The 26266-nt window shown below is 61.6% G+C and carries 26 protein-coding genes; 12 read left to right on the forward strand and 14 right to left on the reverse strand.

Translation table 11 applies throughout. The features are described from left to right. The first annotated feature begins 267 nt into the window (after positions 1-267). Positions 268-1464 (forward strand): IS30 family transposase, encoded by a 1197-nt coding sequence (locus tag ACNAOU_RS09960; protein WP_422758571.1) that lies wholly within the window; start codon positions 268-270, stop codon positions 1462-1464. A gap of 73 nt (positions 1465-1537) precedes the next feature. Here the strand turns inward: ACNAOU_RS09960 and ACNAOU_RS09965 are convergent, their stop codons facing one another. From ACNAOU_RS09965 to ACNAOU_RS09995, 7 genes are all read right to left on the reverse strand, one after another. After that, a complete protein-coding gene (locus ACNAOU_RS09965; protein WP_051088518.1) occupies positions 1538-2230 on the reverse strand; it encodes a GntR family transcriptional regulator in 693 nt (230 codons plus the stop codon). 39 nt (positions 2231-2269) lie between these two features. Beyond that, positions 2270-3724, reverse strand: a complete 1455-nt coding sequence (locus tag ACNAOU_RS09970) for an NAD-dependent succinate-semialdehyde dehydrogenase (RefSeq protein WP_422758572.1) — start codon at positions 3722-3724, stop codon at positions 2270-2272. Between the two features lie 27 nt (positions 3725-3751). Continuing rightward, positions 3752-5005, reverse strand: coding sequence for an aspartate aminotransferase family protein (locus tag ACNAOU_RS09975; RefSeq protein ID WP_039241009.1), 1254 nt, complete (start codon positions 5003-5005; stop codon positions 3752-3754). Between the two features lie 75 nt (positions 5006-5080). Beyond that, entirely contained in the window at positions 5081-6217 is a 1137-nt protein-coding gene (gene solA, locus ACNAOU_RS09980) for an N-methyl-L-tryptophan oxidase (RefSeq protein WP_110504178.1), read from the reverse strand. Positions 6218-6220: 3 nt separating this feature from the next. Next, positions 6221-6988: an amino acid ABC transporter ATP-binding protein gene (locus ACNAOU_RS09985; RefSeq protein WP_018778563.1), complete on the reverse strand. Its 768-nt coding sequence runs from the start codon at positions 6986-6988 to the stop codon at positions 6221-6223. Next, the gene (locus ACNAOU_RS09990; RefSeq protein WP_026267280.1) at positions 6985-7881 is read right to left on the reverse strand and encodes an amino acid ABC transporter permease; all 897 of its coding nucleotides are present in this window, start codon (positions 7879-7881) and stop codon (positions 6985-6987) included. Before ACNAOU_RS09990 ends, ACNAOU_RS09985 begins: the two co-directional genes overlap by 4 nt. A 46-nt stretch (positions 7882-7927) precedes the next feature. Beyond that, entirely contained in the window at positions 7928-8851 is a 924-nt protein-coding gene (locus ACNAOU_RS09995) for an ABC transporter substrate-binding protein (RefSeq protein ID WP_018778561.1), read from the reverse strand. Between the two features lie 334 nt (positions 8852-9185). Here ACNAOU_RS09995 and ACNAOU_RS10000 point away from each other — a divergent pair, with 334 nt between their 5' ends. The 10 genes from ACNAOU_RS10000 to ACNAOU_RS10045 all read left to right on the forward strand — a co-directional run bounded on the left by ACNAOU_RS10000 (position 9186) and on the right by ACNAOU_RS10045 (position 20996). Further along, positions 9186-9860, forward strand: a complete 675-nt coding sequence (locus ACNAOU_RS10000; RefSeq protein ID WP_018778560.1) for a haloacid dehalogenase type II — start codon at positions 9186-9188, stop codon at positions 9858-9860. A 27-nt stretch (positions 9861-9887) separates the two neighbouring features. After that, complete coding sequence (locus ACNAOU_RS10005) at positions 9888-11165, forward strand: NAD(P)/FAD-dependent oxidoreductase (RefSeq protein ID WP_422758573.1); 1278 nt, start codon at positions 9888-9890, stop codon at positions 11163-11165. Between the two features lie 17 nt (positions 11166-11182). Next, on the forward strand, positions 11183-12733 hold the full coding sequence (locus ACNAOU_RS10010; protein WP_110504180.1) for an aldehyde dehydrogenase family protein: 1551 nt from the start codon (positions 11183-11185) through the stop codon (positions 12731-12733). Beyond that, positions 12730-13851 carry a tartrate dehydrogenase gene (locus ACNAOU_RS10015; protein WP_422758574.1) on the forward strand — a complete coding sequence of 374 codons (1122 nt, stop codon included), beginning with the start codon at positions 12730-12732 and terminating at the stop codon, positions 13849-13851. The genes ACNAOU_RS10010 and ACNAOU_RS10015 overlap by 4 nt, the downstream gene beginning before the upstream one ends. Beyond that, on the forward strand, positions 13848-14828 hold the full coding sequence (locus ACNAOU_RS10020; protein WP_422758575.1) for a D-2-hydroxyacid dehydrogenase: 981 nt from the start codon (positions 13848-13850) through the stop codon (positions 14826-14828). The genes ACNAOU_RS10015 and ACNAOU_RS10020 overlap by 4 nt, the downstream gene beginning before the upstream one ends. A gap of 49 nt (positions 14829-14877) precedes the next feature. After that, positions 14878-15921, forward strand: a complete 1044-nt coding sequence (locus ACNAOU_RS10025; protein ID WP_079581295.1) for an NAD(P)-dependent alcohol dehydrogenase — start codon at positions 14878-14880, stop codon at positions 15919-15921. A 138-nt stretch (positions 15922-16059) separates the two neighbouring features. Next, on the forward strand, positions 16060-17607 hold the full coding sequence (locus tag ACNAOU_RS10030; RefSeq protein WP_110504183.1) for an ABC transporter substrate-binding protein: 1548 nt from the start codon (positions 16060-16062) through the stop codon (positions 17605-17607). Between the two features lie 27 nt (positions 17608-17634). Beyond that, entirely contained in the window at positions 17635-18576 is a 942-nt protein-coding gene (locus ACNAOU_RS10035) for an ABC transporter permease (protein ID WP_422758576.1), read from the forward strand. Next, on the forward strand, positions 18560-19405 hold the full coding sequence (locus tag ACNAOU_RS10040; RefSeq protein ID WP_079581293.1) for an ABC transporter permease: 846 nt from the start codon (positions 18560-18562) through the stop codon (positions 19403-19405). The genes ACNAOU_RS10035 and ACNAOU_RS10040 overlap by 17 nt, the downstream gene beginning before the upstream one ends. Then, positions 19398-20996, forward strand: coding sequence for an ATP-binding cassette domain-containing protein (locus ACNAOU_RS10045; protein WP_079581292.1), 1599 nt, complete (start codon positions 19398-19400; stop codon positions 20994-20996). The genes ACNAOU_RS10040 and ACNAOU_RS10045 overlap by 8 nt, the downstream gene beginning before the upstream one ends. A gap of 25 nt (positions 20997-21021) precedes the next feature. Here the strand turns inward: ACNAOU_RS10045 and ACNAOU_RS10050 are convergent, their stop codons facing one another. The 5 genes from ACNAOU_RS10050 to ACNAOU_RS10070 all read right to left on the reverse strand — a co-directional run bounded on the left by ACNAOU_RS10050 (position 21022) and on the right by ACNAOU_RS10070 (position 24927). Then, on the reverse strand, positions 21022-21624 hold the full coding sequence (locus ACNAOU_RS10050) for a TetR/AcrR family transcriptional regulator (protein WP_422758577.1): 603 nt from the start codon (positions 21622-21624) through the stop codon (positions 21022-21024). A gap of 82 nt (positions 21625-21706) precedes the next feature. Then, positions 21707-22573 (reverse strand): alpha/beta fold hydrolase, encoded by an 867-nt coding sequence (locus ACNAOU_RS10055; protein ID WP_413302193.1) that lies wholly within the window; start codon positions 22571-22573, stop codon positions 21707-21709. Between the two features lie 55 nt (positions 22574-22628). Next, entirely contained in the window at positions 22629-23627 is a 999-nt protein-coding gene (locus tag ACNAOU_RS10060) for an NADP-dependent oxidoreductase (protein ID WP_413302190.1), read from the reverse strand. 123 nt (positions 23628-23750) lie between these two features. Then, positions 23751-24467, reverse strand: coding sequence for an SDR family oxidoreductase (locus ACNAOU_RS10065; protein ID WP_227453704.1), 717 nt, complete (start codon positions 24465-24467; stop codon positions 23751-23753). 22 nt (positions 24468-24489) lie between these two features. Then, on the reverse strand, positions 24490-24927 hold the full coding sequence (locus tag ACNAOU_RS10070) for a substrate-binding domain-containing protein (protein WP_422758578.1): 438 nt from the start codon (positions 24925-24927) through the stop codon (positions 24490-24492). On the opposite strand from ACNAOU_RS10070, the gene ACNAOU_RS10075 reads away from it, so the two are divergent. Next, a complete protein-coding gene (locus ACNAOU_RS10075; RefSeq protein ID WP_035733907.1) occupies positions 24859-25140 on the forward strand; it encodes a hypothetical protein in 282 nt (93 codons plus the stop codon). The two genes, ACNAOU_RS10070 and ACNAOU_RS10075, sit on opposite strands and share 69 nt — an antisense overlap. Before the next feature lie 186 nt (positions 25141-25326). Here ACNAOU_RS10075 and ACNAOU_RS10080 read toward each other — a convergent pair whose 3' ends face one another. Together ACNAOU_RS10080 and ACNAOU_RS10085 are read right to left on the reverse strand one after the other, a co-directional pair. Further along, positions 25327-25872: a hypothetical protein gene (locus ACNAOU_RS10080; protein WP_413302183.1), complete on the reverse strand. Its 546-nt coding sequence runs from the start codon at positions 25870-25872 to the stop codon at positions 25327-25329. Then, entirely contained in the window at positions 25869-26216 is a 348-nt protein-coding gene (locus ACNAOU_RS10085) for a PadR family transcriptional regulator (RefSeq protein WP_018778542.1), read from the reverse strand. The genes ACNAOU_RS10080 and ACNAOU_RS10085 overlap by 4 nt, the downstream gene beginning before the upstream one ends. Positions 26217-26266: the final 50 nt, after the last annotated feature.

Here is a 26266-nt window from a genome sequence, read left to right on the forward strand (position 1 = left end):
TACCAATGGGTCCATAAATCTCGGCTCCCTGAGCCGGCCCTCCGGGATCGTAAGGCTGGGCAGCGGAAATACACATCCGCCCAGAAAGCGGAGTTCTTCAGAGTGTTCGACCGGGTCAAGAGCACGAGGAAGGCTGCAAGAGAACTCGCACTTAACCCTGATACATGCGCCGGGTGGGTTCGTAAAGCCGGGCTGAAAAGCCAGGGAAAGCCGGGCGCGGGCCCTCATCCTGGGCGGGATGAGTACTTCCGGCTGCGCAAGACCGGCGTGAATCGGAGGAAAGCCGCTGCGGCGGTGGGTATTCATTTACGGACCGCCGAAGAGTGGGATCAGGGAATCCGGAAGACTGGCGGGCGACGCATTTACCCAGATGGCAGGGTCGTCGATTACAAACGTGGTGTGACCACCATGACCTCCCCCGGCGGCGCGACCGGAACGACACCGGTCCCGGTATCAGCGCTGGAGAAGCCAATCGACCGGCGATACCTCAACGTCCAGGAGCGGGAGCTGATCCGGGACCTGCAAGCAGCCGGGTCCTCGATCAGGGCGATCGCTCACACCCTCGGCAGATCGCCCTCAACGGTTAGCCGGGAACTTGCCCGCAATACCGATACCCGGATGGGCTACCTGCCCCACGGAGCGCACCGGAAAGCCGCTGCCCGGCGGGCCCGGCCGAAGACGGCCAAACTCGCCGTTGAGTCGGACCTGCGTGACTATGTGAAGGACAAACTGCTCATACGCTGGTCTCCGGAACAGATCAGCAACACGCTGGTCGAAGAGTTCCCCGACAACCCGGAGATGCGTGTGAGTCCAGAGACGATCTATCAAGCCCTCTACATCCAAGCCAGAGGCGGACTCAAACGCGAGGTCCAGGCAGCACTGCGCACCGGCCGGACGCGCCGCAAACCCCACACGACAGGTGAGCAACGCACCCCCAGGTTCATCGACCCCATGGTCATGATTTCCGAACGTCCGCCCGAGATCGAGGACCGCGCCATCCCCGGACATTGGGAGGGCGACCTCATCACCGGCGCGCACAACCAGTCAGCGATCGCGACCCTGGTCGAACGCACCACCCGCTACGTGATGCTCGTCCACCTTCCCGGCGACCACACCGCCGAAACAGTCCGCGAGGGCCTCATCAAAACCATGGCCACATTGCCGGCTCACCTGCGAGGCTCCCTTACCTGGGACCAGGGCGCGGAAATGGCAGGCCACAAGTCCTTCACCATGGCCACGGACATGCAGGTCTACTTCTGTGACCCAGCCAGCCCCTGGCAACGCGGCTCCAACGAGAACACCAACGGGCTGCTGCGCCAGTACTTCCCCAAAGGCACCGACCTGTCCGTCTACGGACCCGAAGACCTCGAGCACGTAGCACAGGAACTCAACGGCCGCCCACGCAAAACGCTCGACTGGAATACTCCAGCCGAGCGTTTACGTGATTTACTACTAACCACCTAACCAACAGGTGTTGCAACGACCCCTAGAAACCGCCGCGAACCGGGCCCTTCTTAGTGCGAAGCAGTTTAAAAGCCTAAGCGGTAATTTCCGTTACTTCAGGCTTGGAAGTGAGGTCTTCGACGGCCTTTTGCATGTGCCGTTTGATGGCATCCTGAAGACCACTTCGGTCACGGGCCTCGAGCAGGTCCAGGATCTTCTGGTGTTCCTGCACCAGGGCATCGATGCGGGGGTAGGCCACCTCAAGGCTCAAAATGCACATGCGGGATTCCGCTGCGAGGGTTTCATAGATCCGGATCAAACGCGTATTGCCGGTTCCTGAAACGAAGGCCGTGTGGAACTGCATATCCAGCCGCGCGATAGCTTGCCAGTCAGACGCAGCGACCTGTTTGGCCATGCCTCGGATGATGCCCTTCAGTTCCCTGCAGGTATCAGTGACCTGATCCGGCTCCGAGTCCAGCAGTGTGTTGGCGGCCGCCAGCTCCACCGCCTCGCGGACGGCGTAGATTTCCCGGATGTCTTCTGTAGAGAGCTCCAGAACGAAAACGCCACGATTGCGCTTGCTGACCAGGATGCCCTCCTGGCACAGCCGCTGTAGCGCTTCCCTGAGCGGGCCCCTGGACGTGCTGAGCTGGCTGGCCAGCGCTGATTCGTTGACCTGTTGTCCAGGCGTGAAAGCTCCCTGCACAATCAGCTCACGTAATTGGTCAGCAATCAGCTGCGCCGTGGGCCGGCCCTCCAACACGAACATTCCCTCCGGTGCCGCCATTGACATCCCCTCATTCCATGCTTCGGCAAGTTGAACCTATTAGACCGCTGCTGCGGTGTACTTGTATTCCAAAAACTCGTCAATCCCAATTTTGCCGCCTTCGCGACCCAATCCGGACTGCTTGACACCGCCGAATGGTGCGGCGGGATTGGACACCAGGCCAGTGTTCAGGCCAACCATTCCCACCTCCAGGTCGGCGGAGAACCGCATTGCTTTCTCCACACTCTCCGTGAACACGTACCCCACCAGACCCCACTCGGTATCGTTGGCCAGGCGGAGGACTTCGTCTTCGCTGTCAAACGGCGTGATCGCCGCTACCGGTCCGAAGATTTCCGTTGACATCAGGGCGGCCTCCGTGGGCACGTCCATCAGTACGGTGGGGGAGTAGAAGTACCCCGGACCTTCCGGACGGCTTCCCCCGGTCAAGACCCGCGCGCCCTTGGATACGGCATCTGCAACCAGGCTTTCGACCTTATCCAGACCCTTCTGCTCAATAAGGGGTCCGACGTCGGTCCCCGCTACAGCGCCATTGCCTACCTGCAATTCTGACATTTTTTTGGCGAACTTCCCGCCAAACTCTTCCACGACGGAGCGGTGGACAAAGAAGCGGTTGGCGGCCGTGCAGGCCTCTCCCATATTCCGCATCTTGGCCTTCATGGCTCCATCCACAGCCTTCTCGATATCCGCGTCGGCCAGCACGATGAAGGGTGCGTTTCCGCCGAGCTCCATGGAGGAACGCATCACGTTGTCGGCAGCTTGCCGTAGCAGGATCTTTCCCACCTCAGTTGAACCAGTGAAGCTGATCTTGCGTGCGATCCCACTGTCCGTCCAGGTCTGGACCACGCTGGAAGCGCCCGACGTCGTCACGACGTTCAGCACGCCGTCGGGAAGTCCTGCTTCCTTGAAGATCTCAACGAGCGCCAACGACGTGAGGGGCGTCAGCTCCGCCGGTTTGAACACCATGGTGCATCCGGCAGCGATGGCAGGAGCGATTTTCCGCGCACCCATGGCAAGTGGGAAGTTCCATGGAGTCACCAGGACCGAGGGCCCTACTGGTTCTTTAGTAATGAGGATGCGGGTGTTGCCATCCACGGAGGTGGCGTTGTCGCCCCCGATCCTGACTGCTTCCTCAGAGAACCACCGGAGCATCTCCGCGCCATAGGCGACCTCGCCTTTTGCCTCCGCGAGCGGCTTTCCCATCTCGGCGGTCATGATTGCCGCTAATTTCTCCGTATTGGCGATGACGAGGTCGAACGCCCGGCGAAGGATGTCCGCCCGTTCGCGGGGAGTGGATTTGCCCCACGCTGCCTGTGCCCTTCCGGCGGCCTCAATGGCCAGGGCGGCATCGTCGGGGCCTCCGTCGGCGACGTGGGCGATGACTTCGTTCGTTGCGGGGTTCTCCACGGCAAACGTGGCGCCATTTGCGGCCGGCTGCCAGTGACCGTCGATGAAGAGATCTGTCTGCAGTGAGCTTGGATCAAGTGTGTGGGACATCGTGGCTCTTTCAGTAATCAAGGGGGACTAGGAGGTGGCCGACTTGAGCGCTTGCGAGAACCTTGACAAAGCAACTTGGATCTCGTCGCTGCTGACGTTCAACGCTGGGATGAGGCGGATGACGTTGCCGTGCGGACCGCAGGTGAGGAGCAGGAGTTCTTCCTTGATGGCTGCCTGTTGGACAGCCAGTGCAGTAGCGGCATCGGGGGTCTTGTCCGCTGCTGTGAATTCGACACCCTGCATCAGGCCCCGGCCGCGGACGTTGCCGATTCCGCTGAATCCGGCTTGGATCGCCTCCAGCCCTGCCCGTAGTTCCTCGCCGCGGAGACGAGCGTTTTCCACGAGGTTTTCGCGCTTGATGACGCCGAGAGTGGCGACACCGGCTGCTGCCGCGACGGCGTTCCCTCCGTAGGTTCCGCCCTGGGAGCCAGGCCAGGCCTTGCCCATGAGTTCCTTGGAGGCGGCGATTGCCGAGATGGGGAAGCCGCTGGCGAGGCCCTTGGCGGTGATGACGACGTCGGGCGTTATGCCCGCCCAGTCGTGTCCCCAGAACTTGCCGGTGCGGCCGACTCCGGCCTGGACTTCATCAAGGATCAGCACGATGCCGTGCTTGTCCGCGCGCTCGCGCAGCCCTTGGAGGAAGGCAACAGGGGTGGGAATGTAGCCGCCGTCGCCGAGGACGGGTTCGATGATGAAGCCGGCCGTGTCGCTCGGGGCGCTGATGGTCAGCAGGAGGTGGTCCAGTTCCTTCAGTGCGAATTCGACGGCGGTGGCTTCGTCCCAGCCGTACCGGTACCAATGCGGGAACGGGGCTACGTGGACGCCGCCCATGATGGGCGAGAATCCTGAGCGGAACTTTGTTCCCGCAGTGGTCAGGGAGGCCGCTGCGACGGTCCGGCCGTGGAAACCACCCTGGAAGGAGATGATGTTTGGCCGGCCGGTGGCCATGCGGGCCAACCGGATGGAGGCTTCCACTGCTTCCGAGCCCGACGTTGCGTAAAAGACGCTGTCCAGACCCTGCGGCAATACGGTGCCGAGGAGCTCGGTGAGTTCCAACAGGGGCTTGTGCATGACGGTTGTGTATTGCGCGTGGACAATCCTGCCCACCTGTTCGCGGGCGGCGGCCACAACATCGGGATGGCAGTGACCGGTGCTGGTGACGCCGATCCCGGTGGTGAAATCGAGGTATTTTTTCCCGTCGGTCGCGTGGATCCAGCTACCTGCGGCGTGATCGACAACCACGGGGGTCGCCTGCTTCAGGATCGGGCTAAGTGTTGCCATGGCTTCATACTTTCTTTGGAACTGTAGATTGTCAACAATACGCGATCCGAACGGATGTCCTGATCAGCGCGATACTCACTGGGTCTGCTGAAACCTCTGGGGGCGCAGGAAGTCCAAATCATCGAACCAGCGCTTACCGAGTGCTTCGCTGGCCGCGATTTCTCCGTAGCCGGAGGCCATCTTGAAGCCGGCTCCCGAATAGCCAGTGGCCGAGTAGATCCTGCTGGACCCGCCGAGGAAACCCATCAGCGGGTGGGAATCGGAGGTGAAGAGGTCCGGGTACGCATCCGAACGCACGATGCTTGGGATCAAACCCGGGAAGAATTCCGAAACCGTCTCCGTGGTTTCCTTGATCTCCGCTGTGCTGAGGTCGCGGGGCACGGAATCGGCAGCGGGTGTGGGTGCCCCGCGACCGTCCAGAGTGGCTTTGACGGTGACACCATCCACTGCGGGAGCGCCGTACATGGAACGATCACCCGAAATCCTGATGAAGACGGGGAATTTCTCCGGGGAGAACTGCTCCGCGTCCCGGGCGACGAACCACGAGAGGAAGATCCGCCTGGTTTCCGTTTGGCGTTTGAGATATTCCGGCATGAGCTGCTTGGACCAGGCGCCCGAGGCGACGATGACCCGTTCGAAAGTCCAGGAGTTTGCACCGGAAGTGACAACGACGCCGTCGTCGGTGTCAGTGATGCTCTCGATAGGAGTGTTGGTGTTGACGGATGCGCCGTTGGCTTCCGCTGCTGTGATGGCCGCGGTGATGGCGCGGTCGGTTCGCAGGGCGCCTGCGTTGGGGTCATGGATGGCGATGTCGTCGGCGCGGAGGTTGTGCTGGGGGTAGCGTGCAGCCATTTCCTCACGGGTGAGGACGTGGTGGGCAGCGCCCGTTTCTCGTGTCGTCTCGAGCAGGCTGCGGAGGTATGGTCCGTCGTTGGTGCCGATGGAGAGACCACCACAGCGGGTGAGGATGCTCTGCCCGGTCTCTGCTTCAAGTTCTGCCCATAGTTCGCGGGAACGAGCCAGGATGGGATAGTAGGCAGGGTTGCCGCGGTAGATCATGCGGAAGAGTCGGGTGTCTCCGCCGGCTGCACTGCGCGCGTGGGCAGGGGCTTGCGCTTCGAAACCCACTACAGAATCGGACAACCGCGAGGCCTGCCACAGGGCCATGCTTCCGATGCTGCCCAGGCCGATGACTGCAAGTTTTCCATCCATGGTTTAGAGCACCTGCTTCAGGAAGGTTTGGGTACGGGGTTCTTTTGGATCGGTAAGTATCTCGCGTGCGTCGCCGCGTTCTACGACGAAACCTTCGTCCATGAAAAGCAGGGTGTCTGCTACTTCGCGGGCGAAGCCCATTTCGTGGGTGACAACGACCATGGTCATGCCCTTCTTGGCGAGGTCCTGCATGACACTGAGGACTTCCCCGACCTTTTCGGGGTCCAGGGCGCTGGTGGGTTCGTCGAAGAGGATGATTTCGGGATCCATCGCCAGTGAGCGGGCGATGGCCACGCGTTGCTGCTGGCCGCCGGAGAGTTCCGCAGGGTAGCGGTCGCCGAAGGCTCCAAGGCCGACGCTGGTGAGCAGCTCCTGGGCGCGTTTGGCGGATTGCTTCTTGTCGGCACCTTTGACCAGGACCGGTCCGGACATGACATTCTGGCGGGCTGTCATGTTGGGGAAGAGGTTGAATTGTTGGAACACCATGCCGACACGGGTGCGCTGTTCGGCCAGTTTCCTGGGTGGCAGAGCGTGGTAGGCGTTCTCGGTTTCGTAGTACCCAAAGTCGTCGCCGTTGACTTTGAGCACTCCGGAGTCGACGGTCTCGAGGCCGTTGATGCAGCGCAGGAGGGTGGACTTGCCGGAGCCGCTGGGGCCGATGATGCAGCAGATTTCACCGCTGGCGATGTCGAGGTCGATATCGTGAAGGACCGTTTTGGGTCCGAAGGATTTGCGGATTCGGCGGGCGTGGATGGTGCCGTCAGCGTTCATCGTGCGATGCCTTCCGGTGCGGTGAGTGTCACCTTGCGGGCCTTGCGGGGGACCCGTACGGAGGTGTGGGAGTATTTCTGCTCGAGCTTGGATTGGGGGTAGCTCAGCAGCAGGGTCATGACGAGGTACCAGAGGCTCGCGACGATCAGCAGCGGGATGGTTTCGTAGGTGCGGGCGTAGATGAGCTGGGCGCTCTGGAGGAGTTCGGCCACACCCAGGACGGAGACCAGGGAGGTTTCCTTGAACATTCCGATGACCTGGTTGCCTGTAGCGGGGATGATGGAGGGCATTGCTTGGGGAATGATGACCTTACGCATTTTCATGGATGCGCTCATGCCCAGGGAGTCGGCCGCTTCAATTTGTCCTTTGCCCACCGAAGAGAATCCGCCGCGGATAATCTCCGCCATGTAGGCCGCTTCGTTCAAGGTCAGGCCGATCAGGGCTGCGGTGATTGGGCCCATGAGGGCGTTGGTATCGATCGCAGTGCCGATGTTGGTGAACGGGATACCGATGGTCAGGTTCGGGTAGAGGGCTGCGATGTTGAACCAGAAAATCAGTTGGACCAGGACAGGGGTGCCGCGGAACAAGGTAATGAAGAGACCTGCCGTGGCCGCGATCGGCTTGATTTTCGAGGACCTCATGATGGCGATGACCAGGCCCAGGAGGGTACCCAGTACCATGCTGGCCACGGTGAGGAAGATGGTGAGCATCAGCCCGCGAAGGATCGCCTCGTGGGTGAAGTACTTCGCCACGACGTCCCATTTGAAATTCGGGTTCGTCGCTACGGAGGCCAGGATGCCCAGGCCAAGCACAATGCAGAGGACCCATGCGACGTATTCAAAGGTGCTCCTGCGACGGATTCGAGGTTTGAGTGTCGCGTCCATCCCGTTCATTGCCGGTTTGCTTCTCTCAATAGTTGCTTGTCTCATCGGTGACCCGCTAGTTCAACTTGGCGTCAGTGATGGCGCCGGATTCAAGTCCCCAGGTCTCCAGTGATTTCTTGTACTCAGGGCTGTTCAGGACTGACTGGATGGCTGCCTGAAGGGCGGGGGTCAGGGGCGAGCCCTTCTTGACGCCGATGGCGGTAAGGTCGCTCGAGCCGACGTTAACCTGCGGGGTCAGGAGAGTGAAGGCGTTGGGCTGCTGCTTTCCGGCCCATGCGAGGGATGTGGTGTCGTAGAAGATGCCATCGATGCGCTTGGATGCCAGCTGGGTCAAGGCTTCCTGGACATTGGGCAGCGTGACTGCATTGATCGCCGGCTGTCCCTTGGACGTGCAGGTCTGCTCGTTCAGGGCCGGGAGGCGCTTGAGCTGGCCGGTCGAACCCTGCGTGACGGCAATGTTCTTACCGCAAAGGGTCTCGTTGGTGAGCTTCAGGGGATTTCCCGCGCTTACGGCTACTGAGTTTCCGGCCTTGAAATAGTCGATCATGTCCAGGACCTTAAGGCGCTCATCCGTTTTGGACATGGTCGTGGCGGTGAAGTCGTAGCGTCCGCCATCCAAGCCGGGAACGATGGTGTCGAACTTCGTGTCCTGGAACTTCAGTTTCAAGCCGAGCTTCTTGGCTACCAAGCGGGCGATGTCCGGGTTCAGGCCGATCGCAGTGGAGTTGTCTTCGGCGAGGAAGGTTGTCGGCGGGTAATGAAGGTCCATTGCCACCGTCAGTTCGCCCTTCTCCTTATAGGATGCGGGCAAGAGGCTCACGGCCTTTTCGTCAGGCTGGACGCCCTCGGAAATGTCGGTGGTGTTGGCTGTCTTGCTGCTGTCTGCAGAGTCGCTGTTGGCGGTGCCGCCACATGCGCTCAGCGCCAGCAGAACGGCGAGTCCGGCAGCGGCCGTCTGAGCTTTCGTGCGAATCTTCATAGTGCTTCCCTTCGAGGGGTCGGGCGGTGGGGGAGGGGGAGTCTTTAAGTTGAAATGTGATCCGGATCTCTCCGTCATCTACAGCAATGCAACCCTCTCAAAAGTAGATTGTCAACAATTTACAGAAAGTTTTTCCTGAAATCTGCCCGATGAGAACCGTTCTGATTTGCCGTGAGAAACTGTTGACAATTGACAATTTAACGCCCTAGAGTCGAGTCATCGGTCGAGCAGCCCGCACCCCGCCCGCCCTGCAATTGCGGCGGAATCCAGCCTCGCCCGACACCTTCACCAGCGGCCCGCCCGCTTCAATCTCCCGACAAGAAACGGAATCGACATGGCAGAGAGCAACTTCCGGCCGAAGTACATCTCCTTTGATATCTACGGCACGCTGATCAACTTCGACATCGATCCCACTACCCGGCGCTTGCTCGACGGACGTATCTCTGAAGAGCAGTGGCCAACGTTCAAGAAGCAGTTCCGCGGATACAGGTTTGACGAGGTCCTGGGGGACTTCAAGCCCTATGAGCAGATCCTTCAGGATTCTTTTGATCGCGTGTGCAAGCGTTGGGGCATTGGGCCCACCGAAGGAGCAGGCGCAGCGTTTGCCGAGGCGGTCCGCGGCTGGGGTGCCCACGACGACGTGCCGGCCCCACTCAAACTCATGGGCGACAACTTCCAGCTCGTGGCCCTGTCAAACGCCGACGACAGCTTCCTGGACATCAGCATTCCCAGGCTCGGCGCAAACTTCCACTCCGTCCTTACCGCCGAGCAAGCCCAGGCGTATAAGCCGCGCTACCAGGCCTTCGAATACATGCTGGACACCCTGAATGCCAAGCCGGAGGACTTCCTGCACATCTCCTCCCACACCCGTTACGACATGCATCCCATGCACGACATGGGTTTCCGGAACCTCTGGATGCTGGACCGCGGCTACGACCCCATCGGTGATGGCTACGACCTCCGCACGGCCAAGTCCCTGGATGAGATCAACACATACCTCGGTCTCTGAACCGACGTCGAGGCGAAAGGCCAAACCGTGAAACTTGTTCCCTACTGGCTAGATACTGCAGAGCCCTCCGGCGACTACCGCCGCACTCCGGTCCCCGAGAACGTTGATGTTGCGATTATCGGCGCCGGCTTTACCGGACTGTCCGCTGCCCTTGAATTCGCCAAGCAAGGCGCCAGTGTTGCTGTGTTCGAACGCCACACTGTCGGCTGGGGCGCATCGGGCCGCAACGGGGGCATGGCAACCACTGGTTTGGCCATTGGCTTTAGTACGGCCGTAAAGCGATACGGGGCGCCGCGCGCGGTAGAGATGTTCCGCGAATACAACGACGCCATCGAAACCATCGAGAAGCTGGTACACGACAACGGCATCGATTGTGATTTTCAGCGATTCGGCAAGCTCTCGCTTGCGTTCCATAAGTCGCACTACGACGGATTCCTGAAGTCCCAGGAACTGCTCGCCAACCTTGTTGACCACCACGTGAACGTCATCCCGAAGTCGGAAATCCCCAGCGAAATTGGAACGGACTTTTACCAGGGCGCCATGATGGATCCCCTGGGTGCGGGCCTGCATGTGGGGAAGTTCGTTCATGGGCTGGCCAAGGTGGCCGCTGACAACGGAGCATCGATCTGCGAAAACGCGGGTGTTACCGAGCTGAAGAAGGTTGCGGGGACAGTCCACGATGTCCACACCACCCGGGGGATCACCAGGGCCAAGCAGGTGCTGGTTGCCACCAGCGGCTACACAGGCAATGTCACTCCGTGGCTTCAGCGCCGAGTCATCCCGGTGGGCAGCTTCATCATCGTCACCGAGCCTTTGCCCGAAGACGTGGTCAACCGGATTCTTCCGAACAGGCGCCAGGCGTCCGACAGCAAGATGCTCACCTACTACTTCCGGATCACTCCAGACAACAGGTTGCTGTTCGGTGGCCGGGCACGCTTTGCACTCTCCAGCCCGGACTCCGATGTCAAGAGTGCCGGGATTCTGCATAAGGCCATGACGGAACTCTTCCCGTACCTGGCGAACGTGGAGGTGGACTACATCTGGGGCGGCCTGGTTGACCTCTCCATGGACCAGATGGTCCACGCAGGCGTTCACGACGGTCTCTTCTACTCGCTCTGCTACAGCGGCCACGGCGTGCAGATGGCAGCCCACATGGGCAAGCGGATGGCCCACTACATGGCCGGGGACAAGCAAGCGAACGTCTGGGAAGACCTGAAGAACCCGCCAGTGCCCGGCCACTTCGGGCCGCCATGGTTCCTGCCCTTCATCGGGGCAGCGGCAAAAGTCATCGACCGGATCAAGTAAGCAGGACAAAGGTATCCATGAGTTCATCAACGAAAGTCGCTGGAGAGCGCCCAAAACCGGCTCAGGAGACCGCCTACAGGCGGGCAAGCATCGCCGCACTGCCAGGTGGCGCGTTCATCGAAGGCCGTTGGGAGACAGCCGGGATGACCGTAGAGGTCCGGGATCCCGAAGATGGACTCTTGCTGGGGGAAGTGTGTTCATCGTCCCCGCAGGATGTCCGCAGGGCCGTTGCCTTCATTCATCGTCACCTCCAGGAAGATGATTGGGCTCTCCGGGACCGCCGGGAGGCCTTGGAGCGGGCCGCAGCGCTGCTTGCCGAGCAGGACGGGCGTTTCGCGGAGATCATTGCAGCCGAAAGCAGCAAGACCATCACCGAAGCTGAGCGTGAAGTGCGCCGGTGCATCGAGACGTTACGTCTTTCCGCTGCGGCGTCCAGCGAACTCGTTGGAGAAACACTCGCCTTTGAAGACAGCATGGCCGGGGCCAACAAGATCGGCTGGTACAACCGGAAACCCGTGGGAATCATCGCGGCCATCACCCCGTTCAATGATCCGCTGAACCTGGTGGCACACAAGTTGGGTCCGGCGCTGATCGGAGGCAACGGCGTCGTGCTTAAACCTTCCGGCCGTACGCCCCTGACGGGACTTGCCTTCGTCCAGCTGTTGCTGGACGCGGGCGTCCCGGCCGGCAGGCTCGCCGCTGTCGTCTCGGGGCCGGGCGTCTCCGAGGCGATCGTGACCGACCCCCACGTGGACCTCATTTCCTTCACCGGCGGACCAAAGACGGCGGATCGTATTGCTGCCGCCGCGGGATCAAAGAAGATCCTTTCTGAGCTCGGCGGCAACAACGCCACAATCGTCTGCGCAGACGCTGACGCGGGGGCCGCTGCCAAGGCAATCGTGTCCGGTGCCTTCGGCGTGGCCGGTCAGAACTGCCTGTCCGTGCAGCGGGTCTATGTGCACATCTCCCTGTTCGAAGAAGTCCTTGAAAAAGTGGTCGCCGGGACCAGCGCCCTCCGAACCGGAGCGAAATTTGACCGGGCTACGGACATCGGACCGCTGATTACCGAAGCGGAGGCCCGTCGGGTGGAGGACTGGGTGGCGGAGGCCAAGGCAGCCGGCGCCACTGTGCACGTGGGCGGTCAGCGCCGCGGCGCTTTTTACCAGCCGACCGTTCTCAGCGATGTACCTGCAGACGCCAGGGTCATCCGGGAGGAAGTGTTTGGCCCGGTCGTCAGCATCGCGCCCTTCATCCAGGTCAATGACGCCATCCACGCCGCCAATGCTTCAGAGTACGGGCTTCAGGCCGGGGTGTTTACTGAGTCGATCGGCTTGGCCTTGGCCATTGCCGACAAGCTGCATGTGGGGGCTGTGGTCATCAACGAGACCAGCGATGTCCGGATTGACTCCATGCCCTTTGGCGGTTTCAAGAAGTCCGGTGTGGGCCGTGAAGGCGTAAAGCACGCAGTACGCGAGATGACCGAACCAAAAAGCACCATCATCAAATTGGCCGGATCCGCCACCCGATGGCAGCAGCTCACCGCCACCTCAGAACGGAATGCATCATGACTACCCATAAAATCGCAGTCATCGCCGGCGACGGAATCGGTAAGGAAGTTGTTCCCGCAGCCATCGAATGCCTCGAACGGATCGCGCAGCTTCACTCAATCCGTTGTGAATTCACCTACCTGCCCTGGGGATCGGACTACTACGGCGAACACGGACGGATGATGCCCGTTGACGGTTTGGAAGTGCTCGCGAAGCACGACGCCATCTTCCTTGGCGCCGTCGGCTCACCTGAGGTCCCGGACGCCGAATCGCTGTGGGGGCTGTTGATCCCCATCCGGCGCGAATTCCAGCAGTACATCAACCTCCGTCCGGTCAAAACGCTCGACGGCGTGAAGTCGCCCCTGGCCAACAAGACGCCGATCGATGTGCTCATCGTGCGTGAAAACAACGAAGGGGAGTACTCGGAGGTTGGTGGCCGCACCTACCGCGGGCTGCCGCACGAGACGGCGGTCCAGGAAACGATTTTCACCCGGCTGGGCGTATCGCGGGCAGCACACTACGCTGCATCGCTGGCATCCTCGCGGAGCGGTCACCTGACCTCGGCAACCAAGAGCAACGGCATTATCCACACCATGCCCTTCTGGGACGAAGTGGTGGAGGAAACCACCCGGCTCTACCCTGATGTGACGCTCAGCAGCGAACTGGTGGACGCGCTTGCTGCGCACTTGGTCCTGAAGCCGTGGACCTATGACGTCATTGTCGCCTCCAACCTGCTGGGAGACATCCTCTCTGACCTCGGCAGCTCCGTTACCGGCTCCATTGGCGTGGCCCCCAGTGCCAACCTGAACCCGGACGGGGACTACCCGTCGCTTTTTGAACCCGTGCACGGATCAGCTCCGGATATTGCAGGCAAGGGGCTGGCAAACCCGGTGGGTCAGATCTGGTCCGGAGCGATGATGCTTGAGCACCTGGGCCATCCTGAGGCTGCAGGGCACTTGCAGCTGGCGTTCGAGTCGGTACTGCGCGAAGGCCTTGGCACCCGCGATGTCGGGGGACCATCGTCGACGTCGGAGTTCACGGCGGCGGTCCTGGCCGCCATCGACGACTTGTACGCCGCTGACTCCCTGGATACGGGGACTTCCGGAAAGCCGGCGGCAGCAGCGGCGTCGTCGTCATGACGGTCGCCGAACCCAAAAGGCCGGTCGTCGCTGTGCTGTACCGGGAGGACCTGCCGCCCCGGCTGGACGAAGTCCAGGAGCTGGCTGAGCTCCGCCTGACCAAGGCGGACGGTTTGGCCGAGGCGCTTGACGGCGCGGACGTGCTGTACCAATGGCATTCATTCTCCCCGGCACTGCGCGAGAACTGGGCCGCGGCCTCGTCGCTGAAATGGGTCCATGTGTCGGCGGCCGGCATCAGCCAGCTCCTCTTCGATGACCTGATCAACAGCGGGGTTGTCTACACGAATTCGCGTGGGGTCCTGAGCCGCGCGATTGCCGAGTTCGCGCTGGGATTCGTCCTGGACATCGCAAAGGACTCGCAGGGTTCGCTGAGGCTCCAGCAGGCCGGGCGCTGGCAGCACCGCGTCACTCGCAAGATTCAGGGCCAGCGCGTACTGGTGGTTGGGACCGGATCCATCGGGCGTGAGATCGCGTCCCTGTTCCGTGCCGTGGGCCTGCGTGTCAGCGGTGCCGGCCGCAGCAGCCGACCCGGGGACGCGTCTTTCGATGAGATCCATTCCTCGGAAGACCTTGCCCTGGTTGTTCCCGGCTTCGACTACCTCGTGCTGGCCGCACCGCTGACGGAAGTCACCAGGGGCTTGGTGGACGCCGATGTGCTCGCGGCCATGAAACCTACCGCCCAGCTCATCAATGTCGGCCGCGGCGAACTGGTCCGCACTGATGCCTTGGTGCAGGCACTGACCTCCGGGTCCATTGCCGGGGCGGCCTTGGATGTGGTTCATCCCGAACCACTGCCTGCCGGGCATCCGTTGTGGAGCATGGACAACGTCATTCTTACTCCGCACATGAGTGGCGATACCGAGGACTACCTCGACGATCTCGGCCAGCTGTTCGTGGAGAACCTCTGGCGGTTCAGCCGTGGCCTGCCACTGCGGAACATTGTGGACAAAAAGCTCGGGTTCGTCCCGTATCCCTGAGTTCTGCGACTTCCCTCCACCTGACCCGATACTGAAAGACGCCGCTGGTATGCCCACCATTGCCCAGGCTTATGTAGCTTCTTCCCCAACATCCGGCCTTGAGCCCGGCACCGTGGAACGGCGGGATCCTGGTGACTACGACGTTCGAATTTCCATCAAGTACACCGGGATCTGCCATTCAGACATCCACGCTGCCCGCGGAGAGTGGTCAGGGGTTCGGTACCCACTGGTAGTCGGTCACGAGATAGCTGGCGTGGTGGAAGCGGTCGGACGAAGAGTCACCCGCCACCTCGTGGGAGACCGGGTTGGCGTGGGTTGCTTTGTTGATTCCTGCAGGGAATGCGCCAATTGCCGTGCGGGCGAGGAACAGTACTGCTTGCAAGGCTCCACCAGCACCTACAACTCGTTCGGACGTGACGGGCTCCCCACCGCCGGTGGATACAGCACCAGCATTGTTGTGGACGAGAAATACGTCCTGAACATTCCCGACGGCATTTCCCTTCAGGATGCGGCACCCCTGATGTGCGCGGGCATCACCATGTATTCCCCGCTGCGTCACTGGCGGGCAGGGCCGGGGAAACGCGTAGCCATCATCGGCATGGGCGGCCTTGGCCATATCGGCGTCAAGATTGCCGCCGCCATGGGAGCCGAGGTGACCGTCCTCAGCCAGTCGCTGAAGAAGAGGGAGGACGCGCTCCGGCTCGGCGCCCAGCAGTACTACGCAACATCGGAACCCGAAACGTTCAAGTACCTCGAGGGGCAACTGGATCTGGTCATTAACACTGTTTCTGCGGACATCGATGTTGACGCCTACCTTTCATTGCTTTCCCTCGGCGGCACCATGGTTTTGGTAGGCCTGCCTTCGAAACCATTGAGTCAACGCGCCTGGTCCCTCATTGGAATGCGGCGCAACCTCTCGGGCTCCAAGATGGGCGGCATCCGCCAAACTCAGGAAATGCTGGAATTCTGTGCCGCCAATGGACTCGGAGCAGAGGTGGAAGTCATCCGCGCCGGACAGATCAACGAAGCCTTCGAGCGGGTGCTGGCGAGCGACGTCCGCTACCGTTTCGTCATAGACGCCGGCACGCTCTGACAACAGCCTGTGGGCTTGCGCACATTGTTACGGAGGAACGGGCGCGTCATTTTCGCGGTAGAATGAGGTAAGGCTAACCTAAATAGTCTTCATTTTCCTCAAGCCCACCCGTTCGGGCGTTCTCAGCAGGCGGTTCCTTTGCGCAAACTCAGCCGATTCTCCGTGACAGGGCTTGCCGCCCTCCTTACCCTTACAGGTTGCGGCCTGAGCGGAGGCCAGCCCGGCACTGAGGGTAAGGTGGCCGACACGAACCAGCGCATCGTGGTGGACAACTTTCGTGCCCCTGTAGCCAATTGGGCATTGGAATCCGACGCTGCTTACATCCTCTCGCTGTCCGGCTGCCTGGAAACGTTGACCAAGTATGATGCCGCCCAGGGCAAAGTGATGCCGTTCCTCGCCAAGGAGTGGAAGCAGGTCTCACCCCTTGAGTGGGACTTCACCATCCGCGACGGCGTCAAATTCCAGGACGGTACCGAACTCACAGCCGAGTCAGTGGCAGCGTCCTTGAACTCCGTGCTCAAAGCGAAGGTGCCCGCCAGGGCGTTCGGCCCCAGCACCGTGAGCAGCGTCCAAGCCATGGACGCCAGAACCGTCCGGGTGACCACGCCGGCGGAAAGTCCGCTCGTCCCGTTCCGCCTCGCCAGCGTCAACACCGGCATCCTCGCACCGGCTGCATACCAGGGCGCGACGGTCGATCCCTTCGGTCACTGCACCGGCCCGTTCACTCCCGTCTCGGAGAAGGCCAAGCAGTCCCTGACCCTCGACCGCAACCCCGATTATTGGGGCGGCGAGGTCAAACTCGCCGGGGCAGAGGTCCGGTTCATTACCAATGGCGCCACGCGCGCGGCCCAAGTCCAAACAGGGGAAGCCGATATTTCGCTCTCCATCCCTGCCGCCTCCCTGTCCTCCCTGCAGAACGCGCCCGGGGTTTCTGTCCTCAAGGCAGACTCTCCCCGGACGGCCACGCTCTACATGAACAACGGTCGGGCACCGTTCAATAACCTCGGGTTCCGCAAGGCACTTCGGTCCGCCCTGGACCTCGAAGCACTGTCCGCCAGCGTCTACGAGGGTGCGGCACTTCCCGCAGCGGGTCCCTTCGCGTCCTCCGAACCGTGGGCCTCACCCGAGGCAAGTTCGCCCAAGCAGAACGTGGAGGAAGCCAGGAAGCTCCTGGCGGACGCCGGGTACTCCGCGGACCGCCCCTTGGAAATCATCGCCATCGTGGAGCGGGCAGAGTTCGCGGACGTCGCTACGGTCATCCAGGACAACCTGAAGAACATCGGTGTCCCGGTGAGCATCCAGGCCAAGGAATACGCCGCAGCCGAGCCGGACGTTCTTGCCGGCAACTACGACATGATCCTCAGCCAACGCAACAGGCTGATCGACATTGCGGACCCCATTGGATTCCTGACGGCCGATTACACCTGCAAGGGTACGTACAACCTCAGCCACTTCTGCGACGACGGGTACGACCAGCTCATCGCGAAGGCGGCCCAAACGGCCAACACCGAAGAACGCTACAAGCTGTATGCCCAGGCCGGGGGGATCCTGGACGACCAGGCCGTCAACCTTTGGCTCGTCAACGAACAAGCGACGGATGCCGTCCGCAGCAACGTGCTTTCCTATGTGCAGGACCCCCTGTCCCGCTACGTTCTGACGGCCGATACAGCCAAGTCCGGCTCCTGAGGATCCGGGACCAGCGAACCAAAACGCATGATCACGTTCCTCGCGAAGCGGACGGCGACCCTCGTGGCCGCCGTCCTGCTGTCGTCTTTCGCCGTTTTCCTTATTCCCTACGTCACGCCTGGCGATCCCGTCCGAAAGATCATCAGGTCCCGCGTCGCCGGCGACGTCGTGGACGACTCGACCGTTCACGCACTGAGTTCAAGCCTTGGGCTCCAGGACCCTCTTCCCGTTCAGTATCTGCGCTGGCTGCGAGACTTCCTCACCGGAGACATGGGGCTCTCACATATCAGCCGCACGCCCGTGGTTGATCAGGTCATGCCGGCGCTGGGCATCACGCTCAGCCTCGTGCTGGTGGCCTTGGGGACCGCCGTGGTGGTCTCGCTTCCGCTGGGGATTGTTGCGGCGCTGAAGCAGGGCGGCAAGACCGACAAGCTCATCACCACAGTTACCCAATCCTTCATCGCGATGCCGGAATACTGGTTGGCGCCGCTTTTGGTCCTGGTATTCGCGCTTAGATTGTCAGTGTTCCCGTCCGCAGGATGGAACACAGCATCGTCCGTTGTCCTGCCGGCGGTAACGCTGGCATTGCGGCCCATCAGCTTCTTCACCTCGGCTGTCCGTGCAGGCATGATCGACGCCCTTGACGCCGAACACATCCAGGCTGCAAGGGCCCGTGGCCTGAGCCGCGTGCAAACAGTCTGGCGGCATGTGATTCCCAACGGACTGGTTCCGTTGTCCACACTTTTCGCCGTCTGGTTCGCCGGACTTTTGGGAGGGTCGGTAATTGTTGAGGTCATTTTTGCCATCCCGGGCATGGGGCGTCTCCTGTACGACGCTGTGGTCAACAGTGACATTCCGTTGGCTCAGGGAGGCGTAGTGGTTGTGGTGGCCCTCGCAGTAGCGATCACGACGCTCGCTGACTTCGTCCACCGCATACTCAGCCCCAAGGTGAGTGGCGCCCTTGCGTAGGAGTTCAGTGATCGACCGCGCCGCCGTCGTCGTCCTCGCCCTGATTGTGGCAGCGATAGCGGCCGCCCCATGGCTGGTGCCCTTCCCGCCGGATGCGCAAAACCTTGCTGCGCGCCTGGCGCCGCCCAGCGGCGACCACTGGTTGGGAACGGACCATTTGGGCCGGGACACACTAAGCCGCTTGCTCGACGGCGGTCGCTTTTCTTTGGTGGTGGCGGCACTGGCAACCGTGCTGACCGGGGTCATTGGCTTGGCGATCGGTGTGCTTAGTGCGCGCCGCAAGGGTTGGCTGGATGAATTCTTTACGCGCACCAACGACGTCCTGCTGGCCCTGCCGGAGATGGTAGTAGCGCTCTTCATTGTGGCTGCGATGGGTACCGGCTTCACGTCGTTGTTGGTGGCCCTGACCGTCACTGGATGGACGCCCTTTGCCCGGCTTGCCCGGACTCTTGCCTATGACGTGTCCTCACGCGGCTTCATTGAAGCGGCGCGTGTGGTGGGGTGTCCGCCGTCGTTCATTATTTTCCGACACATCCTGCCGCATCTGGCCGCACCGATGCTGGGGCAGGCGACCCTTCGGTTCGGGCAGCTGCTGATCAGCGTGGGTGCCTTGTCCTACCTGGGGCTTGGCGTCCAGCCGCCGCAATCTGATTGGGGATCCATGCTTGCTGCCGCCCAGCCGTACGCGGAGAGGGCTCCGTGGGGCATCATCGCACCTGGTCTTGCCATCTTCCTGGTGGCTCTGTGCGTCACCCTTATTGGCCAGCGGGCATCCCGCCGGGCCGCGGATCCCGTGGACGTTCTTGTGGTGGAGGGTCAGCATGCCTGAGCTCGTGATCGAAGATCTGACGGTTCGCAACGCCGGTACCGAACGGAATGTGCTGTCGGGGGTCAGTCTTTCGGTTAAGCCGGGCGAGTTCGTCGCCTTGGTGGGTGGTTCGGGCTCCGGCAAAACCATGACTGCCAAGTCCATTCTGCGGCTACTGCCCGGGCAACTGGAGATGGCCTCCGGCTCCATCAGGCTCGGCGCTGTGGACGTGGCCCGCGCCCCGGAGACTGAACTTAACCGAATCCGGGGCGGTCGGCTGGGGATGCTCTTCCAGCAACCCAAAAGGATGTTCAACCCGAACAGAACCATCCGCAGGCATCTGAAGGAACCACTGAAGCTTCACGGTGGCTTGCGAGGCAGGGCGGCCGATGCGAAGGTGCACGAATTGCTTGCCGATGTCGGCTTTGAGGATCCGGCCCGGGGCGCGCGGGCGTACCCGCACCAGTTGTCCGGCGGGATGGCGCAACGGGCAATGACAGCCATGGCCCTGGCAGGTCAGCCAGACATCCTCCTCGCTGACGAGCCGACCTCCGCACTGGACAAGGTGCTGGAGCAGCAAATCCTGGAGTTGCTCGACCGGCAACGGATCCAGCGCGGGCTGGGCATCCTCTATATCACGCACAACCTTGCTTCCGTGGCCGCCTTCGCTGACCGGGTGCTGGTGATGGAAGCCGGAGTGATCGTGGAGTCCGGCACCACCGAAGCTGTGCTTGGGAGTCCCCGGACTGCCTATGCACGCAGCCTCCGTGATGCGTCCAACCTGTCGCCCACCAGCACCTCAGATGCCCGGGTACCCGAGCGGACCGTTCTGACATTGAAAAACGTGGTCAAAAACTTCGGCTCCGGACGACGCTGGGGCGGGGGTGGCGTTGACCACCCGGCGCTGGACTCCGTTTCACTCGATGTGAAGCAGGGGGAGATCCTGGGCGTCCTTGGCCAATCCGGGTCCGGGAAGAGCACCCTTGCCCGGGCGATCGTTGGGCTGGAAGAGATCAGCAGCGGGAGCATCGACAGGACGCTTGCAGGGGGAACGAGTGCCCCCACCGCCGTGCAGCTGGTGTTCCAGGAACCGCACGATTCTTTCGATCCCCGGATGACGCTGCGCGCCAGCCTGGAAGCCCCGCTTCAACCCCGCAAACAACTGACATCTGCCGAACGGAGCCAACTGCTCAGGGAAGCCATGGAGGAGGTCGAGCTGGACCCTGACCTGCTGGACAGGCGCCCAAGCCAGTGCTCCGGCGGCCAGTTGCAGCGGATCACGATTGCCAGGGCACTGCTGCTGGAACCCGAGGTGCTCATCTGCGATGAAGCCACCTCGGCCCTGGATGCGCTGACCCAGCGAACCATCCTGGACCTGCTCAAACGCCTCCACCGGGAGCGCGGCATGACCCTTGTGGTCATCACCCACGACATGGACGTGGTCCGGCACATGTGCCAGCGGGTCGCCGTCCTCTTCCAAGGCCGTCTGGTTGAACTCACGGACACCCAGAAGTTCTTCGCCGATCCGCAGCACCAGCACAGCCAAGACCTCGTCTCAGCAGCCATCCCTTGCCGGGGGCTGCACCTGAAGAAGATCCGGGCGGCGCTCTAGCGGGAAGCAGGGGACCCGGCCCGTTTCAGCGTGGTATCAACAGCCGAATCTGGGTCCTGATGTCCTGCACCAGGGCCTCGATGTCAATGCCGGTTTTGTCACTTGCTGCCATGGTCATGAACATGACCGCAGACACAACCCGTGCTCTCGTCGCGGCGTCTTGGGCATCAGCCAGTCCTTCCCGGGTGAATACGGTGGCGATGGCTTCCTCGGTTTCCCCAACGATCGCCAGGGCTGCGCTGTGGTGCGGCTCTGTGGGGTCTCCGAATACCATTTCGCGCAGGTAGAAGCGTCCGTTGTCTACCTGGGTTCGGTTGCACTCCACGATCGGCTTCACGATGGACATCACCGCATCCAGGGCGCCGGGAGTTTCTTCCGCTGCGGCCCGGCCGCGTTCGAGGGCTGCGGCGTAGTTGGCGTTCTGAACGAGGAGGAGCAGTTCGCCTTTGGTTTTGGCGTAGAGGAACAGGGTTCCGGTGCCGATGTCCGCTTTGTCGGCGATCTGCTGGGTGGTGACCTCCTCCACCCCATATTGGGCGAAGAGTTCAGAGGCTGCGGCGGTGATCCGGTCCAGCTTCTCCTGCTTGTTCCGCTCGCGCCGTCCGAGAGGCTTGGATGTGACAGGCAAGGGGCTCCTCCGAAATCAAAATGACTCGACTCACTAATGAGTGTATCGAAGTGCGGGCCAAGTGCCTTGACCGGCGTACTGGTCAGGGGGTGAGGAATTCGACGACGGCGGGTGCGAACGTGGCGTGGTTCTGGAAGATACCGCCGTGGCCGGAGTCTGGGTAGATGATCAGTTGGGAACCTTTGATGCGGCGGTGAAGGTCCTCGGAGAGCCTGGAAGGCACCATTCGATCGTTGTCGCCGTTGGCGATCAGCGTGGGCTGGGTGAGCAAGGACAGGTCAGACGGGGCAGAGCGGCCGTACCTCCGGATTGCTTTGAGCTGTGTTTGGAACGCGCGGGTGGTGATTGGTTGGTCACGGTTCCCGGTCCGCTCCTGCAGGCGTTTAATGAAGGCTTTCGCAGCGGTCTTGCCGGCGACGTTGCGGTTGAAGAAGAGGAATTCCTTGGGGTCGGAACGGGTGACGGTCGCGCGCAGGATGTCCCAGTAGGTGGTACGGACCACCTTGTCGATGTTCTTCCCACCGCGGGGACCGGTTCCGGTCAGGACCAGTTTGCGGACAAGGGTGGGGTGTTTGGAGATGAGGTCCTGGGCGATCATGCCGCCCAATGAGAAGGAGAAGACATCAATGGTTGTGAAGCCCAGGGCCTTGATGAAGGTGTAGGCGTCGTCGGCCATTGCTTCGATGCTGGTGGGAACGTGTCCTGTGGAGGCGCCGACTCCAGGCTGGTCGAAGGTGATGACGTGGCGGTTCCTGGCAATGGGGTCAATGATCCTGGGATCCCAGTTGTCCAACGTGGCGGCGAGATGCACGAAGAAGATGACGGGGATCCCGCCCCTGGGCCCAAGCTCGCGGTAGGCGAAGCTGATGCCGCCGGCGGTGATGGTTCGGGCCGGTGCCTCCGCATATGAGGTGATGACCGGCTCGTTGGGTGCGTCGGTGTAGTCCATGATGATGGTTCTCCTGGGTTATTGGATTAATTCCTGGGCGGATAGCAGCGGTGGATCAGGCGGTGACGCTGAGAACTGCTTTGCCTCGGAAGCCACCTGCGGCCAGGGATTGCAGTGCCTCCGGAGCTTGGCCGAAGGTGAAGACTCTCCCTACGATGGGGCGCAGTGCGCCGTCGTCCACCAGGGCACTGATTCGGCGAAGTTGATCGCCGCTGGCCCGCATGAAGAGGAATTCATAGCTGACGCCGAGCTTCCTTGCTTTCCGGCGGATCTTGCTGCTGAGTGCAGTGGTCGCAAAGAGCAGCACGGGGTTGAGGCCTGCCCTGCGGGCAAAGGCCGGATCGGGCGGGCCGGCGATCCCTATCGCCTTCCCGCCTGGTTTGAGGATGCGCAGTGATTTCTGGAGGTTTTCGCCTCCGAGGCTATCGAGCACCAGATCGTATCCGCTCAGAAGCTTTTCGAAGTCCTGGTTGCGGTAGTCGATGACGACGTCGGCGCCGAGGTCGCGGACGAATCCGGCGTTGGAGCTGCTGGCGGTGGTAGCAACGGTCGCTCCGAGATGTTTGGCGAGCTGGATGGCGATGGATCCCACCCCGCCCGCGCCGGCATGGATAAGAACTTTCTGCCCTGGTTGCACATTGCCCTGTTCTACGAGGGCCTGCCATGCCGTCAGCGCTACAAGTGGCAGCGAGCCGGCTTCCTCCATGCTGGCCGCTACGGGCTTGAGCGCGAGGTCTTCCTCCGCGATTGCTATCCGTTCGGCGAAGGTGCCGATGCGGTCTTGGTGGGGGCGGGCGTACACCTCGTCGCCGGGCTTGAATCCCTTCACGCTTTGTCCCACGCGAAGCACTGTGCCTGCAACGTCGTTGCCGAGGATCAGCTGGAGTTTGTAGGGAAGGATCTGCTTGAACTCGCCCAATCGGATCTTTTCGTCCAGCTGGTTCAGCCCGGCAGCGTGGACCTGCACCAGCACGTCACGGTCGCCTATGACAGGTTCGGCGACTTCGGCTTCCTGGAGGGGTTCCTTGTATTTGGTGACAACAAATGCGCGCATGTCGCGGTACTCCTTTACTAAGTGATTTAACTCAATTATGAGTGGACTCAGTTTTGTAGTCAAGCGTGAAGGGAGAAAGCGCCGTGGCGATGGGGCTGATCCATCACCACGGCGCGGCTGTTGTTACCGGGACTTGCTGGGGGAGAGCTGGGGGTAGAGCGCCTCTATTGGCGCGCTGAGCCCGGCCTTGAGTTGGACCGATGTCTCGTCGGCGAGTACCTCGTATTCACCGGCCTCCACGGCGTCCAGCACCTTGTTGACCAGTTCGGCCGGGTCCATCTTGGGGTCGGTGGTGTGTGCGGCCATCGCCGTGTCCACATACCCCACATGGACGCCCACCACATGGACGCCCTCGGGCGCGAGCTCCAGGCGCAGCGAATTCGTGGCCGACCACAGGGCGGCCTTGGTTGCGCTGTAAATGCCACCGACGGCGTACCAGCTCATGGCGGAGTGGATATCGACGATCGCAGCATTGTCCTTGGCCGACAGGATCGGCGCGAACGCGCGGGCGAGGAAGAGCGGGCCCAGGAAGTTCGTCTCCACATTGGCCCGGATCTCCGCATCAGTGTGGCTGAGAATGCCCGAGGTGGCCACGGATGCTCCAGCGTTGTTGATCAGGACGGTTGCATCGGGCGCAGCCTCGACTGCGGCCTGTATGGACGACGGGTCCGTGATGTCCAAAGTCAGCGGAACGATTCGGTTGTCGTCCCAGGTGCGCGGGGTTCGCGCGGTGGCGTAGACCTTGCTGGCGCCCCGCGCCAGGGCGGTGTGGACGAAGTGGGTTCCGATCCCGCCGTTCGCGCCGGTGACGAGGACAACTGCTCCCTTGAGTGAGTACATTTTCACGAACTTTCTGTTGTGGTTACCGTCGTGGCCAGCTGGCTGGACGGTTCCGGGAGAGGTTTGGCAAGTGCCCGCCTTGGGATCCCGGGTGACTGTACTCATAACTGAGTGTGCTCAGAATATATTCCACGGGTAACTGCCGTTTTGCGGGACAGCTTCGGACGGTGAAGCACGGACGACGGCGACCTGGCCGGGGCTGCACCGAGACGGCCTCCTGGAGTTCCTCCGCCACGGCGCGGCCCATGTCCTCGAGGTTCATGTCCACTGTTGTCAGCGGGGGGTGGGACGTGGTGCTGAAGAGTTCCCAATTGTCGAACCCAACCACTCCGATGTCGTGCGGTACGGGAAAGGGATTCCTGATTCGAATATATGTTCTAGTCTTGTTGTCATGAGACCGAAGCAAGACTCCGCCGCCTTTGCCCGGATGTTGGCGCAGATAGATGCCGATAACAGCCACCCCAGGCCTGATGACGGGAAGATCATCGAGTTGGAGCCTGGCAGTCAGCCGCTGGTCCGGGTGGGGGAGATCTATGGCCGGGCCATCAAATATACGAGGACCTTTGGGCTTGTTGAGTGGGTGGATGACCGGCGCGTTTATCATGTGGAGTGGTTTCCGGCTGGGCAAGTCAGACGCGTCGACGAGGAATCGTGGAGGGGTCGTCCGCTGTAGGCTCCGGTTCCGCCTTCGGCTGGGCGTCGACTGGCTGGACCAGCGCCGCCATGGGGTATCGCGCTTGCAGGGAAGCGGTTAGTCGTGGCTTCACTGGTGAGGGGCCGGGACCAGTAACAAATGTCGGGCTCGTCGTGGAAGCCGGACAGTACGGGCGCCGTTGTCCTGAACCTCGCAGTGGCGACGCTAGGGCGTACGTCTTCCCGAACGGCCGAAAAGACGCCAGCAGCGCGCGCCCAGCAAGAAAGAAACGACGCCGATGATCGCCGGTACGATCAGCCATGCCCAACCGCTGGTCCACTCAATGCCAACCGCCTCGGCTGTAGAGAAGGTGGTGACATCGACGAACAGGAATTCCGCGTGCGCCTTCATGGGTGTGCTTGAGTCCGTCGCTGCCAGCATGCCAAAAGCAAAGGTCAGGAAGAGGATCCAGTAAGCGAACAACATCGACCCTGCTGAGATGACGCCGATTGACCATAGAGGTTGGAGGTCTTCATCGTCGCCATATTGCCGGGCTAGCGACTTGGGCGATCCGAGGTCGTCGAGGCTTACGTCGATGCCGCGGGGATCGGAGAGTATTGCTTGCCGTAGTTCCCTGATTGTCGACCTGCGGTGCTTGCCGTTCATGACGGCCTCAAGGTGCCAGTCGACACGGGCAAGATACGTCTCCGTACGTAGGCGGGCAGGAAACGATGGGCGGGGATCCTCTGTCTGCAGGGTGCTGCTGGTCATGGCTGGAGGTGCTCCTTCTCGGTTGCTTGGTGGACCGCCGCGGCTACCAGGAGCCACTGCTCTTTCGCGGCCGACCTGGCTTTTGTGCCGGCCGCAGTGAGTGCAAAGTACTTGCGGGGCGGCCCGTTGCTGGACGTGACTTTTCTCGTGCTGACCAGGCCATCGCGCTCAAGTCTGCTAAGCACGGGGTAGACCAATCCGGTTGATACGTCCAGCCCCAGGCCGGCCAGCCGTTCGACAAGTTGATAGCCATAAGATTCGTTCTCGCCGATCAAAGTGAGGGTCAATAGGGGCAGGACGGCCCGAAGCATCTGGGCGTCCTGTTGGGCCTGAATTCTGGACATGGTATTACTGAATCATTAATAGTGAAGAAGGGCAAGCTCGCGAGGAACGA

Origin of the sequence: Paenarthrobacter sp. C1, from assembly GCF_049315185.1 — a bacterium.
GTDB classification, from domain to species: Bacteria; Actinomycetota; Actinomycetes; order Actinomycetales; family Micrococcaceae; genus Arthrobacter; species Arthrobacter nicotinovorans.

Excerpts from the sequence above, each read along its gene's own strand:
- ACNAOU_RS10035 (WP_422758576.1), top strand. The coding sequence starts at position 17,635 with ATGATCACGTTCCTCGCGAAGCGGACGGCGACCCTCGTGGCCGCCGTC.
- ACNAOU_RS10085 (WP_018778542.1), bottom strand. The coding sequence starts at position 26,216 with ATGTCCAGAATTCAGGCCCAACAGGACGCCCAGATGCTTCGGGCCGTC.
- ACNAOU_RS10055 (WP_413302193.1), bottom strand. The coding sequence starts at position 22,573 with ATGGACTACACCGACGCACCCAACGAGCCGGTCATCACCTCATATGCG.
- ACNAOU_RS09970 (WP_422758572.1), bottom strand. The coding sequence starts at position 3,724 with ATGTCCCACACACTTGATCCAAGCTCACTGCAGACAGATCTCTTCATC.
- solA (WP_110504178.1), bottom strand. The coding sequence starts at position 6,217 with ATGGATGGAAAACTTGCAGTCATCGGCCTGGGCAGCATCGGAAGCATG.
- ACNAOU_RS09990 (WP_026267280.1), bottom strand. The coding sequence starts at position 7,881 with ATGAACGGGATGGACGCGACACTCAAACCTCGAATCCGTCGCAGGAGC.
- ACNAOU_RS10065 (WP_227453704.1), bottom strand. The coding sequence starts at position 24,467 with ATGTACTCACTCAAGGGAGCAGTTGTCCTCGTCACCGGCGCGAACGGC.
- ACNAOU_RS10045 (WP_079581292.1), top strand. The coding sequence starts at position 19,398 with ATGCCTGAGCTCGTGATCGAAGATCTGACGGTTCGCAACGCCGGTACC.
- ACNAOU_RS10060 (WP_413302190.1), bottom strand. The coding sequence starts at position 23,627 with ATGCGCGCATTTGTTGTCACCAAATACAAGGAACCCCTCCAGGAAGCC.
- ACNAOU_RS09985 (WP_018778563.1), bottom strand. The coding sequence starts at position 6,988 with ATGAACGCTGACGGCACCATCCACGCCCGCCGAATCCGCAAATCCTTC.
- ACNAOU_RS10015 (WP_422758574.1), top strand. The coding sequence starts at position 12,730 with ATGACTACCCATAAAATCGCAGTCATCGCCGGCGACGGAATCGGTAAG.
- ACNAOU_RS10025 (WP_079581295.1), top strand. The coding sequence starts at position 14,878 with ATGCCCACCATTGCCCAGGCTTATGTAGCTTCTTCCCCAACATCCGGC.
- ACNAOU_RS10020 (WP_422758575.1), top strand. The coding sequence starts at position 13,848 with ATGACGGTCGCCGAACCCAAAAGGCCGGTCGTCGCTGTGCTGTACCGG.
- ACNAOU_RS10010 (WP_110504180.1), top strand. The coding sequence starts at position 11,183 with ATGAGTTCATCAACGAAAGTCGCTGGAGAGCGCCCAAAACCGGCTCAG.
- ACNAOU_RS10080 (WP_413302183.1), bottom strand. The coding sequence starts at position 25,872 with ATGACCAGCAGCACCCTGCAGACAGAGGATCCCCGCCCATCGTTTCCT.
- ACNAOU_RS10000 (WP_018778560.1), top strand. The coding sequence starts at position 9,186 with ATGGCAGAGAGCAACTTCCGGCCGAAGTACATCTCCTTTGATATCTAC.
- ACNAOU_RS09995 (WP_018778561.1), bottom strand. The coding sequence starts at position 8,851 with ATGAAGATTCGCACGAAAGCTCAGACGGCCGCTGCCGGACTCGCCGTT.
- ACNAOU_RS09975 (WP_039241009.1), bottom strand. The coding sequence starts at position 5,005 with ATGGCAACACTTAGCCCGATCCTGAAGCAGGCGACCCCCGTGGTTGTC.
- ACNAOU_RS09965 (WP_051088518.1), bottom strand. The coding sequence starts at position 2,230 with ATGGCGGCACCGGAGGGAATGTTCGTGTTGGAGGGCCGGCCCACGGCG.
- ACNAOU_RS10075 (WP_035733907.1), top strand. The coding sequence starts at position 24,859 with ATGAGACCGAAGCAAGACTCCGCCGCCTTTGCCCGGATGTTGGCGCAG.